Here is a 15,679-nt window from a genome sequence, read left to right on the forward strand (position 1 = left end):
GTCAAGCGGGCGGCCGCCCCGCGACAAACTGCCCGAGGTCGCATCCAGCCAATGAAAGGAGTTGCCGATGCCTGGAGATCCGAGTTCGATGCGCACGCCGATCGCCAGCACCCTGCTTGCGGCCTGCACGCTTCTCGTGTCGTGCGGCGGCAGCAACACGGCGTCCAACGCGCCGGCGCCCGGGGCCGCCAAGGAAGCCAGCACACGCACCCTGGAGGCGGGTGCCGCGGCGCTGCAGGACAAGCCGCCGATCGAAGCCATCAATGCCTACCTGGACGGCTTCCATTTCTACAACGGCAGTCCTCATATGCAGATGGAGGCGCACCACTACTGCGCCATCCTCAACGAGGAGCTGATCCAGTGCGTGATCTACGACGGCAACGTCAAAGATGCGAAGCTCATGGGCGTCGAGTACATCGTGAGCGAACGCCTGTTCAACACGTTGCCCGAGCAGGAGAAGGCGCTGTGGCACAGCCACGTTCATGAAGTGAAGTCCGGCCAGCTGATCGCACCGGGCATTCCGGATGCGGCCGAGCATGCGCTGATGAAGAAGCTCGTCGGCACTTACGGAAAGACCTTCCACACCTGGCACACCGACCAGAACAAGCAGCTGCCCATCGGCATCCCGCAGGTCATGATGGGCTTCACGGCGGACGGCCAGGCGGATGCAGCGATGGTCGCGGAGCGCGACAAGCGCTTCGGCATCGCCAGCGCGGACAAGAAAAAGCAGCGGGAGGACATACCGGCGCCGGCCATCGCGGATGGCGCAGACGCGTGGCAGAAAGGACGGGCGGTTCAGCTTGCGGACCCGACGGGCACGCAGCACGGCCATCCGGCAGGCGGCAAGTAGCCGCACATGAAAGGACCAGCATGAGCAACACTTCGGGTTCCGGCAGCGGGGACGGAACGCGCCCCACCACCAGCGGCGGCACCGACAACATCGGGGCCGGCGAGAAGTTCAGCGGCAAGCGCTCCAAGAGCGGCAGCGAAGACACCGGGCCGGCGCCGCCGGAGCGCATGGCGGCCAAGCGCAAGGACGCGGAAGCGTCGGAGCATGACGACTCGGCTGCCTACGGGCTGCGCGAGGACATGGAGCCCGAGACCAACAAGGAACCGCCGCCGGCTGCCGGCAAGAAGGCCGGCGACCGATAGCGGCAAGCGCAACTAGTTCGTGGCGAAGCAGTAGAGCAGGCCGTCTCCGCCGGTCCCCCGCAACGCCTGCTGGCTGCACCCGCCGCGCGATTGATGCGAGGAGTTCCACGAGGTGGCCCAGGGGTCCGTCGTGGGGCCCACGCGGTCGTGATGGCCCACGATCGCGACGCCTTCGGTGCCGCTGCGCGTCCAGTTCCCGCAGGTCATGTCGGTGTCGTTCGGCGAGAAGGCGGTGCCGTCGGTGCGCGAGCCCGTAAGGATGTCGTGGCGGTTCGGCGTGTCGCCGCGCCCTTCGACGAGCTGGCCCTTTTCGTTGAGCGCCGTCTGCTTGGTGATGTTGTTGGCCGCGTGCAGTTGCTCGACGTTGCGCGCGATCAACTGGCCCTTCGCGTTGAACCAGGGGCCATTGCCGATCCGGTCGCGCGCATTGACCGTGGGCACGCCGTCCTTGGCTTGCGTGCTCAGGTAGGCACGCCATGTCTTGCCGCCGGCACCAGCCGCCGCCGCCAGCGATTGGCAATGCCGGTCGGCCCCGGCCAGCCCGCCCAGGTCGGCGCCCTTGCCGCCACCGACGCTGCTCACGAAGAAACTCATGCCCCCGCTTCCCGAGCCGCCGGGCCTCATCGCCGTACATGCCACGACGGCCAGGGGCAGGCAGATCAGCGCGGCCCGCACGCGCCAGGAAACACGTTGAGTCATGGTTCGGCTCCTTGTCGAAGGTTGTTGTTCGCCCCCGACCACGGCGACCCGCTTCGGGGTGGGCGGATTATGGGAGCCGCACGCCCGGTTGACCACTAGGGTCAGCGCGGAGGCGCGCCGCCATGAGCCGCACGGCCGCTCCGAAGGCGAATAGCACCGCAGCCGGAGGCGAAGCTACTCCAGTGAACGGCGGCGCTTCCATCACCGCTTCAGAAGCGCTCGGGCAGCCCCATCGCCGGATCGCTCACCGAGTGCCGGCCGGTCTCGACCCGACCGGCGAAGCGACGGTAGAAGGCGGCGTCGGCGTCGCAGGTCACCACGAAGTCGTACCAGTTGCCGGTGGCGTCCAGGCTCCAGCGCATGCTGGCGTCGTCGCCGCCCTTCACCCGCACGCTCCACGGGGCGCGGGGCTTGTTGCCGCGGTCATCGTGATCGTTGCGGTCGTTGCGGTCGCCGTCATGGTCGCGGTCGTGGTGGCCGTGATCGTCATGGTCGTCGCGTCCGTCCTTGCCGCCGGCCCCGCGTCCGTCGAGGCGCGGGTAGGCCAGGTTGTGCTGCACGGTGAACCGGCAATCGCGCCGGCCGCCGTTGCGCATCTGCAGGTAGATGTCGCCCTTGCGCGCGTCGTAGCCCACGCGGATCTCGGGCAGCGGCGCGCCCGCGGCGCGCAGCCGGTTCAAGTCGCCCTTGAAATGGCGGTGGAAGCCGTTGGGCCCCAGCACCCACAGGTCGTACAGGCCGGCGTCGTCGGTGCCGGCGGCCCAGTCGCCGCTGAGCTGCTTGCCCGGCTCGACCATGTAGCGGCGCGGCACGCGGTCTGCCAGGTGCAGCTTGTCGTAGACGTGGAACACGGCGGCGGAACGGCCGCTGTTGGCGAAGGCGAGCTGCACGCGGCCGCTGGACGAATCGACGCGCGCGGTGGTGTGCAGCTCGTAGGGCAGGGCGCGCGAGGGACGCACGCCGGTCGCCTGCGCCGGCAGCGCGAGGTCCGCCGGCGGAACGATCTTCGGCAGCGCCTGCTGGGCGGCCGTCAGCGCATCGACCTCGGCCTTGGTCCGGCGGCCGGCCAGCGTGGGCAGCGCCTCGTCGTTGGGGCGCTCGAAGTTGAAGGCGCTGGTCAGGTCGCCGCAGACGGCGCGGCGATAGGCGCTGATCTGCGGTTCGGCCACGCCGAAGCACTTCTCGAGGAACAGCAGCGTCGAGGTGTGGTCGCAGACCTGCGAGTTGACCCAGCCGCCGCGGCTCCACGGCGAGACCACCCACAGCGGCACGCGCGGACCGGGGCCGTAGGGCCGGCCGTCCATGGCGGGCTGGGTCGGAGTCGCGGGCGTGTAGTTGTGATATTCGACCGCCACGTCCTCGTCCTTCATCGTGGTGCCGCCGGCCAGTGTGCCGTCGGCATTGCGCGAGGGCGCCGAGGGCGAGGGCAGGTGATCGAAGAAGCCGTCGTTCTCGTCGAAGTTGATCAAGAGGACGGTCTTGCTCCAGACCTCGGGGTTGGCCGTCAGCGCGTCCAGCACCTGCTGCACGTACCAGCCGCCCTTGGCCGGGCTCGACGGTCCGGGGTGCTCGCTGTAGGCGGAGGGCGCGATGATCCACGACACCGCGGGCAGCTTGCCGTTCTGGATGTCCTCGCGGAAGGTCTCCAGGAAGCCGTAGGGCATCGTGTTGTGGAAGCCCTTGGCCAGCGGGCTGAGCGCATCGTCGACCACCGGGTCGTAGAAGGGACCGGCGGCGGTGACCGGCTGCGTGATGTCCGTGGCCGGCACGTAGACCGGTCGGCGCGCCGGCGGCATCTGCTCGATCTGGGCGCGCCAGTGGCGGAAGCCCATCATTTCGTTGCAGCCGAAGTTGTCGATCAGGCTCTGGTAGACCTTCCACTTCACGCCGGCTTTCTCGAGGCGGTCGGCATAGGTGGTCCAGGTCCAGCCCTGCGTGGACGCGCCGATGTCGTTGCCGGCGTTGAACTGGTTGTTGAGCGCGGCGACCTGCACCTTGCTGCCGTCGATGGGGCTGACGCCGTTCGGGCCGTTGGTGCCGCTCCAGTAGAACAGCCGGTTGGCGATGGTGCCGGTGTGCATGCCGCAGTGGTAGTGGTCGCACAGCGTGAAGGCGTCGGCCAGCGCGCGCTGGAACGGCACTTCCGCGCTTTCGTAGTAGCCCATCGAGAGCTGGTTCTTGGCGTCCGGCCACTTGTACATGCGGCCATGGTCCCAGGCGGCCTGCGAGTCGGACCAGGCGTGCGGGGTGCTGCCGGCGCGCTGCGCGTTGCCTTTGCTCCCGTCGAGGTGGTAGGGCACGAAGGTGCTCGCCGGCGTGGTCTTCGTGTAGGTCTGATAGAACGCGTTCTTGCCGTTCGGCGTGGGGATCGCGAAGCGGTCGCCGAAGCCGCGCACGCCCTTGAAGGTGCCGAAGTAGCTGTCGAAGGAGCGGTTCTCCTGCATCAGCAGCACCACGTGCTTGACGTCCTTGACGGTGCCGGTGTCGTGGTGCGCGGGGATCGCCAGCGCGCGGCGGATGCTCGGAGGGAAGGCGGCCAGCGTGGCGGCGGCGATGCCGGTCGTGGCGGTGTTCCGGAGGAATTTGCGGCGGGAGTTCGTGGTCATGTCTTATGCATCGGTTCTTCGCACTGGGGAGTCCCGAGACTAGGCAACCGCAATGTCACGACGATGACGCGATGCGAGCGCCGTCCGCATCGGCAACAGATCGAGATTCACGGGGTATCAGGCACATGCAGGCGGATCACATCGAGTTTTTCAGAACGCAGGGCTACCTTCGGTTGAATGGCTTTCATCCGAAGGCCCGGATGCAGGCACCGAAGCGCCACATCGAGAAGGAGCTCGCGCGGCTGAATATCTGGTTGTCCGGGAAAGTCGTTTCCAGGCAACTGAAAGAGCTGCCGGTCTTCCAGCAGATCGGGAGAGTGTCGAACTCGGTCAAGGTGTCTGGCCTGCAAGGCACCCTCATGACCGGCCAGCTGCTTGCTGCAATGAACGCGCTCGCGGGCGGCGCACTGTCCTGCCCGCAGGATGCTCAACTGCTGCTGTCGTTACCCCAGCAGGGTGAATGGACGCTGAGCGGACTCGACTGGCACGTCGACATCGGCGCGGACGGACTCGATCGCCTGCCCGGCATCCAGGCCTTCTTTCTGATCGACGACGTCGCACCGCGCGGCGGTGCGACCTTGGCCGTCGCGGGCTCGCACCGCATCGACAGCGCCACCCACCACAAGCTGCGCCATGCCTTGAAGGCAACACCAGGTGGCGAGGATGTGCTTCGCGACATGGGGCTCGAAGTCATCGAGATGTCGGGCCGTGCGGGGGACATCGTTCTCATGGACCTGCGTCTGCTGCACACCCCTTCGATCAACGCCACTCGGCGCATCCGGATGATGGCGACGGTTCGCTGCTTTCGCGCGGAAGGGCGCTAGCGTTCGCGCTCATGACTCGTAGTTGCCGCGCCGCATCGGACGACGCAGAAGCGCGCCGCCCATTTCCCGCGCTTGGCGCTCCCGTTCGCGCCGACGCGCTTCCGCGGGGTTCGCGACCGTCGAACGCGTCTTGGGATTGAGCTCGCACCACCACGTTTGAACGAACATCGGCCCCGTGCCCTTGCCACTGCGGGTCGGGTAGATCTCGACGCCGGTCAGCAGCAAGCCACGATCGTCGAGGGCCAGCAGCTTGGCCTTGTCGAGCAACGGGATCACATAGCTCTCGCCATCGCGGCCGAGCAGCACGGCCACACGCTTCATGCCCTTGCGAAACACCTGCAGCTCGCCGTGTGCCGGCTCGGCCTCGATGTCGTCGCGGTGCAGCAGTTGCCCCTCTCGGCGGCATCGGTAGACGATGGCGAACACATGCGAAAAATACTGGATGGACGTACAGTATAGCCATGGACCGCGAGATTTGGATTGCCGTTTGCGCCCATCGGCTTCAGAGGCAGTGGCGCACCATCGACCCGGATCAGCTCGACGAGCTCGCCGCTGATCTGTGGAAGGACGAGCGCTTGCGAAGCCTGGCGCCCGACGAGGCTGCCACACGATGGCTCGAGCCATTAGCATCCGGCCATGAGCAGCATCCTGGTCGGAACCGCCCCGTGGACTGACAAGACCCTCATCGACTGCGGGCGCTTCTATCCGAAGGAAGCGAACTCGGCGGCCGAGCGCTTCGACTACGACCACCCAGACCAGGAGTTGCGCGAGATCATGCAGGAAGTCGTTCGCCTCGCCTACAAGGTCCGGCATGCACATATCATCTTCAACAACTGCGATGAGGACAAAGGGCAGCGCAACGGCATCTCCTTCATTGAAGATTCCGTTGGCGCATGGTTGAAAGGCAGTGTGCCGTCCGACGACCGCGCAAGAGGCGTCAACCGGCCACCAAAGTCAAAGGAGCGTATGCATGGAAACACAGGAGTTGCACCGCGGTCGGCTGATCGACCACATCCAGCTCGTCGTGCGCGATCTGGCCGCGAGCCGGGCTTTCTACGAGGCCGCGTTCGAGGTGCTGAAGATTCCGATGGGCGGCACCGGCAAGGACTACTTCTGGGCCGATGAGCTGTTCATATCGACTGCCGACAGCGAAGCCGCGCAGGGCCACCTGACCGGGCGCCACCACCTGGCCTTCCAGGCGCAGGACAGGGCGATGGTCGACGCCTTCTACAAGGCAGTGCTCGCGCAAGGCGGCAAGGACAACGGCGCGCCAGGCGAGCGGCCGTATCACCCGGGCTACTACGCGTGCTTCGTGCTCGACCCCGACGGCAACAACATCGAGGCGGTGTTCCACGGCGAGGCCCAGCGCAGCGCGCCCTCGGTCAAGGTGACGTTCTGATCCTCGCGATCACCAGGTTTCGGGCGTTCTTCCAGGCAGCGTGAACGCGCAGGCTTTGCTCGATGAAGGCAGGCGTTTCCTCGCCCCACTGTGCAGTCAGAGACGAAGCCGGCCCAGCTGAAACAGCTCCGCGTAGCCATGCAAGCCGCCGTAGGTCCAAGCATCGCCTTGCGACACGGCAAGCATCGATTGCGCCCAGGAATCGCCGCCGTACTTCGCCCGCTGGCTTTCGAACGCGTTGATGGCGCGCAGCTTCGCGTCCATGTCGGTCTTCGACAGAATGCTGACGACGTTCGGCTGAAAGGGAATGTCGGGCCTGCCGCTGGGATAGGTGGGCTTGAACATCAGGAAGTTCGATACCTTCCGCGCCGCGGCAATGCTGATCCTGTACGCCGTGGCGTGGTCCTGGTGCGTGTCGGCATGGAAATGCGTCATCACCGTGTCGGCCTCGAAGCGACGCAACAGTTCCTCGAGCCCGACCAGAAGATGATTGAACCCGTCGTGCAGCGACGTGTCCTTCCCGCCCAGCCAGAAGATCTGATCCACGCCGAGATGCTTGCCGGCCAGTTCGACTTCTTCGTGGCGAACCTGCGAGTCGTGGCTTGCGAGGATGGCGATCGCAACGTCGCGCCCTTCGCCGCGCCACTTGTGGATCGAGCCTCCCGCATTGAGCTCGACGTCATCCGCATGTGCGCCCACGAGCAGAATCCTCTTGCCCAACATGCGTCGGCCCGTTCGTTCGCGCTCAGCCGCCGCCGGCAAGCACTGCGCGAAGGGTCTTCAGCAGGATGATGAAGTCCAGCCCCAGGGACCACTTGTTCACGTACTCGACATCGAGCTCGACCCGCTGTGGGTAGGTCAGGTCGTTTCTGCCGCTGACCTGCCAGAGGCCGGTCATTCCCGGGCGCATCGCACAGTAGTGCGCCCATCCCCTGGCGTGAAGGCTGATCTGCCGCTCCATGCAGGGGCGCGGGCCGACGATGCTCATGTCGCCCTTGAGCACGTTCCACAGTTGCGGGAGCTCGTCCAGACTGAACCGCCGCAGGATCCGGCCGGTGCGCGTCACGCGCGGGTCTTCGGCGAGGTGCTGGAAGGCGTTCCATTCACCGCGCGCCGAAGGGCTGGCGCGCAGGTGCTGCTGCAGGGCGTGATCGGCGCCGTTGCGCATCGAGCGGAACTTGAAGAACCGGAAGGGGCGGCCCTGGCAGCCCATCCGCTTCTGCGTGTAGATCAGCGGCAGGCCACTGCTGCACGCGACGCACAAGGCGATCGCGAGGAGGAGCGGCGACAGGAGAAGAAGGAGGCCCGTCGCGATGACGATGTCGAGCGCGCGCTTCACGCCCCGATGAAAGCTGCTGTCTCGCCTCCGGTTCGCGGACAGGGGCGCCGCCTTGGCGTGCTCAGGCGCGGGCGGGGGACTTGCAAAGGGGCGAGGCGCGCCTGAAGCGTCTGTACGGAACATTGGGTACGCGAGGTGGGCTGGGGGTGACCAAATAATACTTTAGGGCTCACCTCTGCTGGGACTCGTTGCGCAAAAAAGAACCGGAGGCGTCTTCTTCAGGCCACGCACCTTCTGATGACCGGGCAGACCTGCAGCGCAGCAATCGCTGCGAAGTCGCTGAGGAAGCTCGTCGATGGAGCAGGAATCAGCGAGTACTGCTCAGCGCCAACCCGCGGCCCTGAGCTTGTCGGCCAGTTGCTGTGCGATCACGGCGTAGCCCTGCGCATTGGCATGGATGCGGTCTGACCGCAACGCCGCGTCCGACAAGACGGTGGAATACACGTCCGGAATCAGAAGCGCCTTCTCAGCCTTGGCCACCTCCTCGTAGAAGCCGGCATCGCTGAGCGAACCCACCGTTGCACGAAGCGGCTCGGGTTTCGGCGTTGCGATCACCGCGACGTAGGGCGTGTGTGCAAGTGCCGAGCGCACGATGGCGGCGATGTTGTCCTTCGTCGTCTGCTGGGACATGCCGCGCAACATGTCGTTGCCACCGATGCCGACCAGTACCGCGTCGTAGCTGCTTGTCGCCAGCAGCGCCTGGAAGCGCTCCAGCGCACCGGCGGAGGTGTCGCCGTTGACGCCTTCGTTGTCGACCTGCCAGCCGGTCAGTTGCGCCAGAATCGCAGGCCACGCCTGCTCGGGCGTGGCGCCATAGCCCACGGTCAGGCTGTCGCCCAGCGCCAGCACGCGTGCATCGGGCTTCAGTACGGAACTTGAAGGCTTGCGTTTTCCGCAGGCTGCAAGAGCCAGGGCCAGCGGCAGGCTGGCCAGGAGCAGGTGTCGACGGTTCATCGAGCTTGAAGGTAGCACGCGTTGGTGCTTCCGGTTCTCACCACCCCTACCTGAACGGGCGCCGGTCGTAGGGCCTCGCCATCATTGCCTGTCGATCGGACTGCGCCGCATCGCTCGCCAGAGCGCCAGGTCGTAGCCGATCTTGAGCACGCCACATGCGATAAGCGGCATCGAGATCCAGCCTGCGGCGAAGAGCGCGCCGCTCAGCGTCGGGCTGATCGCCGCCGCCAGGCTCCGCGGCACCGCCGTGAAGCTCGCCGCGGCGCTGCGTTCTCCTGGCGTCACGACGGCCATGACGTAGGCAGTGCGCGTGGGCACGTCCATCGACGACAAGGCGCTGCGGACGAACAGCAATCCCAAGGCGATCGGAAGGCTCGGCGCAAGAGCAGCCAGTACCAGGCAGATGTTGGCCGGCAAGTGCGTGAAAACCATCGTGTTCAACAGCCCGATGCGCTGGGCGACCCGTGGTGCCGCGAGCTGGGATGCGGCGCTCAACAGGCCGGTCCAGAAGAAGAACACGCCGGCCTGCGACAGCGACAGTCCGAAGCGCTCGAGCAGCCAGAGCGACATCAAGGCGTTGACCGTCAAGCCGCCCGCGAAGGCATCGACGCTGAAGAGCGCCGCCAGGCGCATCACGACGCCGCGCGAAGGCCCCAGCGGCGCCGGAGCGGGAGGCAGGTTGTTCGCGCCGGCGTGGCCATTGGGTGACGGCAGCGCGCGATACAGCCAGAGAACCGCCAGGCCGATCGCGGCGTACACGAGGAACATGCCGCGCAACGCATCGACGCGCGCCAGCTCGGAGTGACGCACCAGCCAGTCCGGCACCGCAGCCGCCAACGCCCCCAATGCCGCGCACAGCGCGCCCGCGAGGCTGTAGCGTGCGAACAGCGCGGTGCGCGCATTGCCTTGCGCAGCCGAGGCGAGGCGAGCGTGTTCGAGCGGAAGAAAAACGCTCACGTCGCCGGAGCTGGGGTTGAGCGTGCCGACCACTGCCACGATCAGCAGAGGCCAGAACGACGACAGGCCGGCGAATCCCAACCCCGTCGCCGCCATCAGCAGGGCCGCACAGCGCAACAGGCGCCCGCCCGGGAAGCGGTGCCCCCACGCACCCACCGCCAGCGTGGCCAGCGCCGAGCCCAGCATCGTCGCGGTGCTCACGATACCGACCTCCAGGGTACCGAGCCCGATGGCCAGCAAGTAGGCCGGCAGCAGGACGGCCATGTAGCCGTCGCCGAAAGCGCGCAACCCCCTCGCGACGAGCAAGGGCAGCGCACCGGGATCGACACCCACGGGCAAAAGCCATCCGAATCCAGATGCCGGGCGAGGAAAGGGCTTGGAATTCACCGCTACTCCAAGGTTGGGGTCATTCGTTGTAGCGATCATCACATAGGTGTATTGTTCTCTACATGAAATCTCGTGACACCTCCGGCGATACCGGGCAGTGGCTGTTGCTGATCGTTTCGTTGCCGACCCAGGGCGCGACGGCCCGCATGCGCATCTGGCGCGCGCTCAAGACCCTGGGCTGCGCTGCACTGCGCGACGGCGCCTACCTGCTCCCGTTCAACACCATGCATCGCGATGCCCTGCAGGAACTGGCAGACGAATGCATTCGCGAAGGCGGCAGCGCCTGGCTCATGCTGATTGCGCCGGCAAGCGCTGCAGACACCGCCGGCTACCCGCAGCTCTTCGATCGCAGCGAGGACTACGCGGCACTCCTGAAGGCCTGGAAGGAAGCAGGAGCGACCCTTCCTTCCATGGGCGTCAACGATCTGACGCGCCTGCAAAAAAAGTTGCGCCGCGACTACGAAGCGCTCCTCGCCACGGACTTCTTCCCCGGCGAAGGGAGCCTCGAAGCCGAAGCCGCGTGGACCGACCTCAGCCGGCGGATCGAGGCGCTGCTGTCGCCCGACGAGCCGCATGAAGCCGAGGGCCAGATTCCCCGCCTGAACATTGCCGACTACCAGGGCCGCCTGTGGGCAACGCGCCGTCGGCTCTGGGTCGACCGCGTGGCGAGCGCATGGCTGATCCGCCGCTTCATCGACCCGGCCGCGCGGTTCCAGTGGCTTGCCAGGCCCGCCGATTGCCCGCGGAAGGCGCTCGGCTTCGACTTCGATGGCGCCGCCTTCACCCACGTCGGCGAGAGAGTGACTTTCGAAACGCTGGTGGCGAGCTTCGGGCTGGAGGACGACCCGGCGCTCATGCGCCTGGGGGCGATGGTGCGCTCGCTCGACACAGGAGGCGGATCGGCGCCCGAGGGGGCGGGCTTCGAAGCCGTGCTCGCGGGCGCGCGCGAACGCCTGCCGGACGACGACGCCTTGCTCGCGGAGATCGGCGGCGTGCTGGATTCGCTGTACGCGCATTTCGAGCGCGAAGCCGCGCGCACCAAGGCCTGAGGCACGCGTCCAATGACCGACATCGTCACCAACGAGGCTGCGGGAGGTCGTCAAGGAGGTCCCATGGATCTGCAACTGCGTCCCTTGGCCGTCGACGTGTCCCGCCTCGACGGGCTGTCCGAGCGGCTGGTGGCGAGCCACCACGAGAACAACTACGCCGGCGCGGTGAAGCGGCTGAACGCGATCCGCCAGCAACTGTCCCAGCTGGACTGGGCCCATACGCCGGTGTTCGTTGTCAACGGGCTCAAGCGAGAGGAACTGATCGCCTTCAATTCAGCCTGGCTGCACGAGCTGTACTTCGACAACCTGGGTGGCGACGGCGTGCTGCCGGACGGCGGCTTGTCGATCGCGCTGGAGCGCGACTTCGGCTCGGTGGACCGCTGGCACGCCGAGTTCATGGCGCTGGCCAAGGCGATGGGCGGCGGATCCGGCTGGGCGCTGCTGTCGTGGTCCACGCGCGAGGGCCGTCTGGTGAATCACTGGGCTGCAGACCATGCACACTTGCTGGCCGGGGCTACGCCGGTCCTGGCGCTCGACATGTACGAGCATGCGTACCACATGGACTTCGGCTCGAAGGCTGGCGCCTATGTCGATGCGTTCATCAAGAACATCCGGTGGGAGGCCGTCCACGAACGGTACGGCGCAGCGGTCGCTGCAGACGCCGTCGCCTGGGCTGAAGACCTGGCGGCCGCGGCTGCCGCGGACCAGCTGATCGATGTGCGGCGCGCATCCACTTTCTTCGTGGCCGGCGACAAGGTGGCCGGCGCCGACTGGCGCGACCCCGCCCGCCTGAGGTCCTGGAGCAGCGAACTCGATTGCAGCAAGCCGGTCCTCGTGTACTGCGCGCACGGTCTGGACATCGGGCGGTCTACCGCACTCGCATTGCGCGCACGAGGCTTCGATGCGCGCTTTGTCGCGGGCGGCATCGAAGCGTGCAGGACCGCTGGCGTTCCGCTTCTCGCGAAGGAGTAGGACGGGCCTCTACCCGCCGAGGCCGCTGGCCAGACCCTGCGTGCAGCGTGCCTTTTGCGTTGCGCAGCGAGCGATCGACAATCGTTTCATGAAGCGACTTTCAGGTCATTGGGCGCCTGGCCGCTCGATGGCGAGCAAGGCGTCTCTTGGTACCGGGCGCGCAACCGCTTCGGTGCTCCTGGCCATCGGCGCTGCGGCATTGGTCGGCTGGCTGGCGGTGGAGCTCTACGTCGCGGTCGTGACGCTCGACTGAACGGACGATGTATCGTCGTGCCGATAGCTTGGCTCGTCTGGCGTCCGTCGGTTCAATGCGGCTGGGGCTGTCGCATTACCTCCGGGTCTGCTTCCCATTACGTCGGGGAGAGAACGGGTACGCGTTGCCGACGTGGCCCTTGGGCAAGAACCAGATCTCCACCCAAGGCAGGAACCGCGGTTTCATTGTCATTGCCGCACGCATCCGCGGCTCCTAGACTCGTTGCCTCGCATCAACAGGTGAACAGCATGTCAAGGCTTCGATTCAGGATCTCGATGTCGCTGGACGGGTTCGTCGCCGGCCCGAATCAAAGTTTGCAGGAGCCACTCGGCATTGGCGGGGAACAATTGCACGAGTGGGTGTTCCCGGTAGAGGCCTGGCGGCGTCCGCATGGCATGGAGGGCGGCGTGGTGAACGAGAGCACGCCGGTGATGGAGGAAGAGCTTGCCAACGTCGGCGCGACCATCATGGGCCGCAACATGTACGGTGGCGGTCCCGGTCCGTGGAACACGACGGATCCGTGGAACGGCTGGTGGGGCCGCAACCCGCCGTTTCATCACCCGGTGTTCGTGCTGACGCACCACGCGCGCGACCCCTTGATCATGGAGGGAGGCACCAGCTTTACCTTCGTGACCGACGGGATCGAGAGTGCGCTGGATAAGGCCCGGCGCGCGGCGGGCGGGAAGGACGTCGCGCTCGCGGGCGGCGCGCGCGCTGCGCAGCAATACCTGAAGGCTGGCCTGGTCGACGAGATGCAGCTGCACCTTGTTCCGATCTTGCTCGGAGGGGGCGAGCGCTTGTTCGACGGCGTCGAAGCCCTGCATGCGCTCGCCTTGGTGAACACGGTCCCGGCGCCGAACGTGATTCACCTGAGATTCGTGAAAAACGCCGTGTAGGCCGGCGCCGATTGCGCCCGGCGCGGATGCAGGCAATTATTCGCCGGACTATCGAGGACTGATGTATGAACCTGTTGAGCGTCGACCTCTACCAGAGTGCCACCAATCCCAGTAAATTTCTGGCACTCCCGGCCGGGACCGATCCGGCCGAGCTCACGGGTCCGATGGTCTTCGACAAGGACTACGCGGAAATCGTCCGGTATCAAGAGGCATTCGAGTTCGATCCTTCCGAAGCGTATGCCGGGGTCAACGCCGCCAAGATCGCGGCTGACCTCTTGACCTTGAAGTGGGCGATGTACCAGCGCACGTAGCTCTGTCCAGCTGGCAAAGAGCTGCAGCGCGACCGGCGCGCAGGCTTGCTATCTGGTCCCTGTCCGCGTGGTGCCGGTGCCTCCCAGCGTCGTGTCCCGAGGACGGCGAAGCCCGGCGAGTCCTATCAGGCCGAGCAGGCCCAGCCAGCCCCAATCCCAATCTCGATCCCTGTCGCCGCCGATCGGGGCGGTCGTCGACGTGGTCGTAGTTGGAGCACTTGTGCTTCCGGTTCCCCCGGTGGTCTGCGAAACCGCAGGAACGGCACATGCGAGCCCGAGGACCAAGGCCAAAGCGGCGGTGCGGTGAGTCGTCATGACATTCTCCTTTAGGAATATGGAAGAGCTCGAGGGCGTAAGCCTCGTCGTGCCGCAGCCGGCACAAGATCAAAGATCGATTTCATGGGCTCCATGCAATGTCGGACGTAGCGCCGCTCGGGCGACGAAAATCGCGTTGAGCGGCGAGAGGGTGCATTGATGAGCTCGGTAGAGCGCGAGGTCCGCCAGAGCCGACTCACTCACACTTGCAGTGTGGTTGGCGGCCGTGCAGTGCGGGGTCGCCGCTGACGCAAACTCATCGACGCACCGCGCCGTCGGTCGTCACCCAGTAGCGGCGACCAGCGAGCGAACCACCGAAGGTCGCGGCGATCGCGCCGACCACCATCGCGAGCAGCAAAGCGAGCGCGGCCTGGGCTCCGCGCTTCGCGGCCTCGTCGGCCACTTGGCGCGCCTTGGCTTCGGCTTGCGCCTTCTGCTCTTCCGTGGGCGGTGCGGAAGGATTGGCCGGTGCCGCACCCGGGCTCGCTCCCTGGGCAAGTCGCTGCTGGGCCTGGTTCTTCAGGTTGTCGATCGAGACGTCCGAAGGAATCTGGCGCCGCACTGCATCCGCCACGGGCGCGGAAGCGCCGGCACCTGCGGTAGCGGCCGTTCCCAGCAGCTTGCCTCCGCCTGCGAGCGCAGCGCCGAGCAGAGAGGTCAGGAGGTAGGCGGTCACGATGGTCGCGAGGCCCCAGGTGAGCAGCCCGTGCAGCGAGGCGTCGGTCTTATCGGGCGCGCCGGCAAGATGGGCGGCTACCCAGCCGCCTGCAAACAACGCCAATGCGCTGCTGACAACCCACCAGACACCGGCCGCCAGCCCGAACGTAGCCGGATCGGGACTGCTGTATTTCATCGGGTCAATGGTGCTCAGGCCGAGGCTTGCGCCCAGCAGGCTCAGAAGCAGCTGAAGCGTCATCGCGATGACGACACCCGCAACGATCGCGCCCCATGACACGCGGCGCCAGCCCATTGGGCGCGAGAGCTCGGGTTCCGTGCGCATGGTCGCGTCGCGTCCAGGCCGGTTGTCATAGGTGGCTGTGTTCATGGTTTGCTCCTCGGGTTGAATAATGAAGGCGCAGTCTTGCCGCCAGACCACCGCGTGGCCGAAGAGGCCACCGCGCGTGGGTGTAGGCAAAGGGCGCGCTGCAGATGAGCTGCCGCGCGGCAGGTTGCGCGGGCACGCACGAGACGGCCGAGGCCGGCGCAACGGGTAATCCGGCGAGAAGTCAGGCGTGTACTACACCAAGACGAGGCGAAGTAGTTCGCTCCGTGCACTGGCGGGGGTTGACATATCGCCTGCTGCCAGATGGCAGTGGCACGGGGGTGCAGCAGCACCCGCGGCGACACCTTCAAGGGGAACTGAGATGAACAAGGATCAAGTCAAAGGCGGCCTCGAGAAAGCCAAGGGAAGCGTGAAGCAGACGGTCGGCAAGGCAACCGGCAATGAAAGGCTGCAGAGCGAAGGCGCCGCCGACAAGGCTGGCGGGGCTGTCCAGAAGAAGGTCGGCGACGTGAAGGAAGCAGCCAAGACCATCACGAAAAAGCCCTGAATGCAGGCGGGGCGTC

At 66.4% G+C, this 15,679-nt stretch carries 20 protein-coding genes; 11 read left to right on the top strand and 9 right to left on the bottom strand.

The window, feature by feature from the left end; translation table 11 throughout:
- The first annotated feature begins 67 nt into the window (after positions 1-67).
- Together ACMGEZ_RS14110 and ACMGEZ_RS14115 are read left to right on the top strand one after the other, a co-directional pair.
- The gene (locus tag ACMGEZ_RS14110; RefSeq protein WP_436822903.1) at positions 68-850 is read left to right on the top strand and encodes an OBAP family protein; all 783 of its coding nucleotides are present in this window, start codon (positions 68-70) and stop codon (positions 848-850) included.
- 20 nt (positions 851-870) lie between these two features.
- A complete protein-coding gene (locus ACMGEZ_RS14115) occupies positions 871-1,152 on the top strand; it encodes a hypothetical protein (protein WP_436822904.1) in 282 nt (93 codons plus the stop codon).
- A gap of 12 nt (positions 1,153-1,164) precedes the next feature.
- Here the strand turns inward: ACMGEZ_RS14115 and ACMGEZ_RS14120 are convergent, their stop codons facing one another.
- Together ACMGEZ_RS14120 and ACMGEZ_RS14125 are read right to left on the bottom strand one after the other, a co-directional pair.
- On the bottom strand, positions 1,165-1,851 hold the full coding sequence (locus ACMGEZ_RS14120; protein WP_436822905.1) for a hypothetical protein: 687 nt from the start codon (positions 1,849-1,851) through the stop codon (positions 1,165-1,167).
- A 209-nt stretch (positions 1,852-2,060) separates the two neighbouring features.
- On the bottom strand, positions 2,061-4,457 hold the full coding sequence (locus ACMGEZ_RS14125; RefSeq protein WP_436822906.1) for a phosphocholine-specific phospholipase C: 2,397 nt from the start codon (positions 4,455-4,457) through the stop codon (positions 2,061-2,063).
- Positions 4,458-4,582: 125 nt separating this feature from the next.
- Here ACMGEZ_RS14125 and ACMGEZ_RS14130 point away from each other — a divergent pair, with 125 nt between their 5' ends.
- On the top strand, positions 4,583-5,281 hold the full coding sequence (locus ACMGEZ_RS14130) for a phytanoyl-CoA dioxygenase family protein (protein ID WP_436822907.1): 699 nt from the start codon (positions 4,583-4,585) through the stop codon (positions 5,279-5,281).
- Between the two features lie 9 nt (positions 5,282-5,290).
- Here ACMGEZ_RS14130 and ACMGEZ_RS14135 read toward each other — a convergent pair whose 3' ends face one another.
- Positions 5,291-5,707: a hypothetical protein gene (locus tag ACMGEZ_RS14135; RefSeq protein ID WP_436822908.1), complete on the bottom strand. Its 417-nt coding sequence runs from the start codon at positions 5,705-5,707 to the stop codon at positions 5,291-5,293.
- A gap of 35 nt (positions 5,708-5,742) precedes the next feature.
- Here ACMGEZ_RS14135 and ACMGEZ_RS14140 point away from each other — a divergent pair, with 35 nt between their 5' ends.
- Together ACMGEZ_RS14140 and ACMGEZ_RS14145 are read left to right on the top strand one after the other, a co-directional pair.
- Positions 5,743-5,955, top strand: a complete 213-nt coding sequence (locus ACMGEZ_RS14140; RefSeq protein WP_436822909.1) for a hypothetical protein — start codon at positions 5,743-5,745, stop codon at positions 5,953-5,955.
- 296 nt (positions 5,956-6,251) lie between these two features.
- Complete coding sequence (locus ACMGEZ_RS14145) at positions 6,252-6,680, top strand: VOC family protein (RefSeq protein WP_436822910.1); 429 nt, start codon at positions 6,252-6,254, stop codon at positions 6,678-6,680.
- A gap of 96 nt (positions 6,681-6,776) precedes the next feature.
- On the opposite strand, the gene ACMGEZ_RS14150 is transcribed toward ACMGEZ_RS14145, so the two are convergent.
- The 4 genes from ACMGEZ_RS14150 to ACMGEZ_RS14165 all read right to left on the bottom strand — a co-directional run bounded on the left by ACMGEZ_RS14150 (position 6,777) and on the right by ACMGEZ_RS14165 (position 10,317).
- Positions 6,777-7,442, bottom strand: a complete 666-nt coding sequence (locus tag ACMGEZ_RS14150; RefSeq protein WP_436822911.1) for a PIG-L deacetylase family protein — start codon at positions 7,440-7,442, stop codon at positions 6,777-6,779.
- Entirely contained in the window at positions 7,426-8,019 is a 594-nt protein-coding gene (locus ACMGEZ_RS14155) for a sugar transferase (RefSeq protein WP_436822912.1), read from the bottom strand. The genes ACMGEZ_RS14150 and ACMGEZ_RS14155 overlap by 17 nt, the downstream gene beginning before the upstream one ends.
- Before the next feature lie 321 nt (positions 8,020-8,340).
- Positions 8,341-8,973, bottom strand: a complete 633-nt coding sequence (locus ACMGEZ_RS14160) for a GDSL-type esterase/lipase family protein (protein ID WP_436822913.1) — start codon at positions 8,971-8,973, stop codon at positions 8,341-8,343.
- 81 nt (positions 8,974-9,054) lie between these two features.
- Entirely contained in the window at positions 9,055-10,317 is a 1,263-nt protein-coding gene (locus ACMGEZ_RS14165) for an MFS transporter (RefSeq protein WP_436822914.1), read from the bottom strand.
- 62 nt (positions 10,318-10,379) lie between these two features.
- Between ACMGEZ_RS14165 and ACMGEZ_RS14170 the strand changes: the two genes are divergently transcribed.
- From ACMGEZ_RS14170 to ACMGEZ_RS14190, 5 genes are all read left to right on the top strand, one after another.
- Positions 10,380-11,366, top strand: coding sequence for a chromate resistance protein ChrB domain-containing protein (locus ACMGEZ_RS14170; RefSeq protein WP_436822915.1), 987 nt, complete (start codon positions 10,380-10,382; stop codon positions 11,364-11,366).
- A 63-nt stretch (positions 11,367-11,429) separates the two neighbouring features.
- Positions 11,430-12,338, top strand: a complete 909-nt coding sequence (locus ACMGEZ_RS14175; RefSeq protein ID WP_436822916.1) for a Fe-Mn family superoxide dismutase — start codon at positions 11,430-11,432, stop codon at positions 12,336-12,338.
- Positions 12,339-12,426: 88 nt separating this feature from the next.
- On the top strand, positions 12,427-12,591 hold the full coding sequence (locus tag ACMGEZ_RS14180; protein ID WP_436822917.1) for a hypothetical protein: 165 nt from the start codon (positions 12,427-12,429) through the stop codon (positions 12,589-12,591).
- Positions 12,592-12,839: 248 nt separating this feature from the next.
- Positions 12,840-13,487, top strand: coding sequence for a dihydrofolate reductase family protein (locus ACMGEZ_RS14185; RefSeq protein WP_436822918.1), 648 nt, complete (start codon positions 12,840-12,842; stop codon positions 13,485-13,487).
- Between the two features lie 65 nt (positions 13,488-13,552).
- Positions 13,553-13,798 carry a hypothetical protein gene (locus ACMGEZ_RS14190; protein WP_436822919.1) on the top strand — a complete coding sequence of 82 codons (246 nt, stop codon included), beginning with the start codon at positions 13,553-13,555 and terminating at the stop codon, positions 13,796-13,798.
- Positions 13,799-13,846: 48 nt separating this feature from the next.
- Here ACMGEZ_RS14190 and ACMGEZ_RS14195 read toward each other — a convergent pair whose 3' ends face one another.
- Positions 13,847-14,113, bottom strand: a complete 267-nt coding sequence (locus ACMGEZ_RS14195; protein ID WP_436822920.1) for a WGxxGxxG family protein — start codon at positions 14,111-14,113, stop codon at positions 13,847-13,849.
- A gap of 256 nt (positions 14,114-14,369) precedes the next feature.
- Positions 14,370-15,158 carry a hypothetical protein gene (locus ACMGEZ_RS14200; protein ID WP_436822921.1) on the bottom strand — a complete coding sequence of 263 codons (789 nt, stop codon included), beginning with the start codon at positions 15,156-15,158 and terminating at the stop codon, positions 14,370-14,372.
- A 319-nt stretch (positions 15,159-15,477) separates the two neighbouring features.
- Between ACMGEZ_RS14200 and ACMGEZ_RS14205 the strand changes: the two genes are divergently transcribed.
- Positions 15,478-15,663 (top strand): CsbD family protein, encoded by a 186-nt coding sequence (locus tag ACMGEZ_RS14205; protein WP_436822922.1) that lies wholly within the window; start codon positions 15,478-15,480, stop codon positions 15,661-15,663.
- The last annotated feature ends 16 nt before the right edge of the window (positions 15,664-15,679 follow it).

Source organism: Variovorax stachyos (assembly GCF_051400855.1).
Classification (GTDB): Bacteria; Pseudomonadota; Gammaproteobacteria; order Burkholderiales; family Burkholderiaceae_C; genus Variovorax.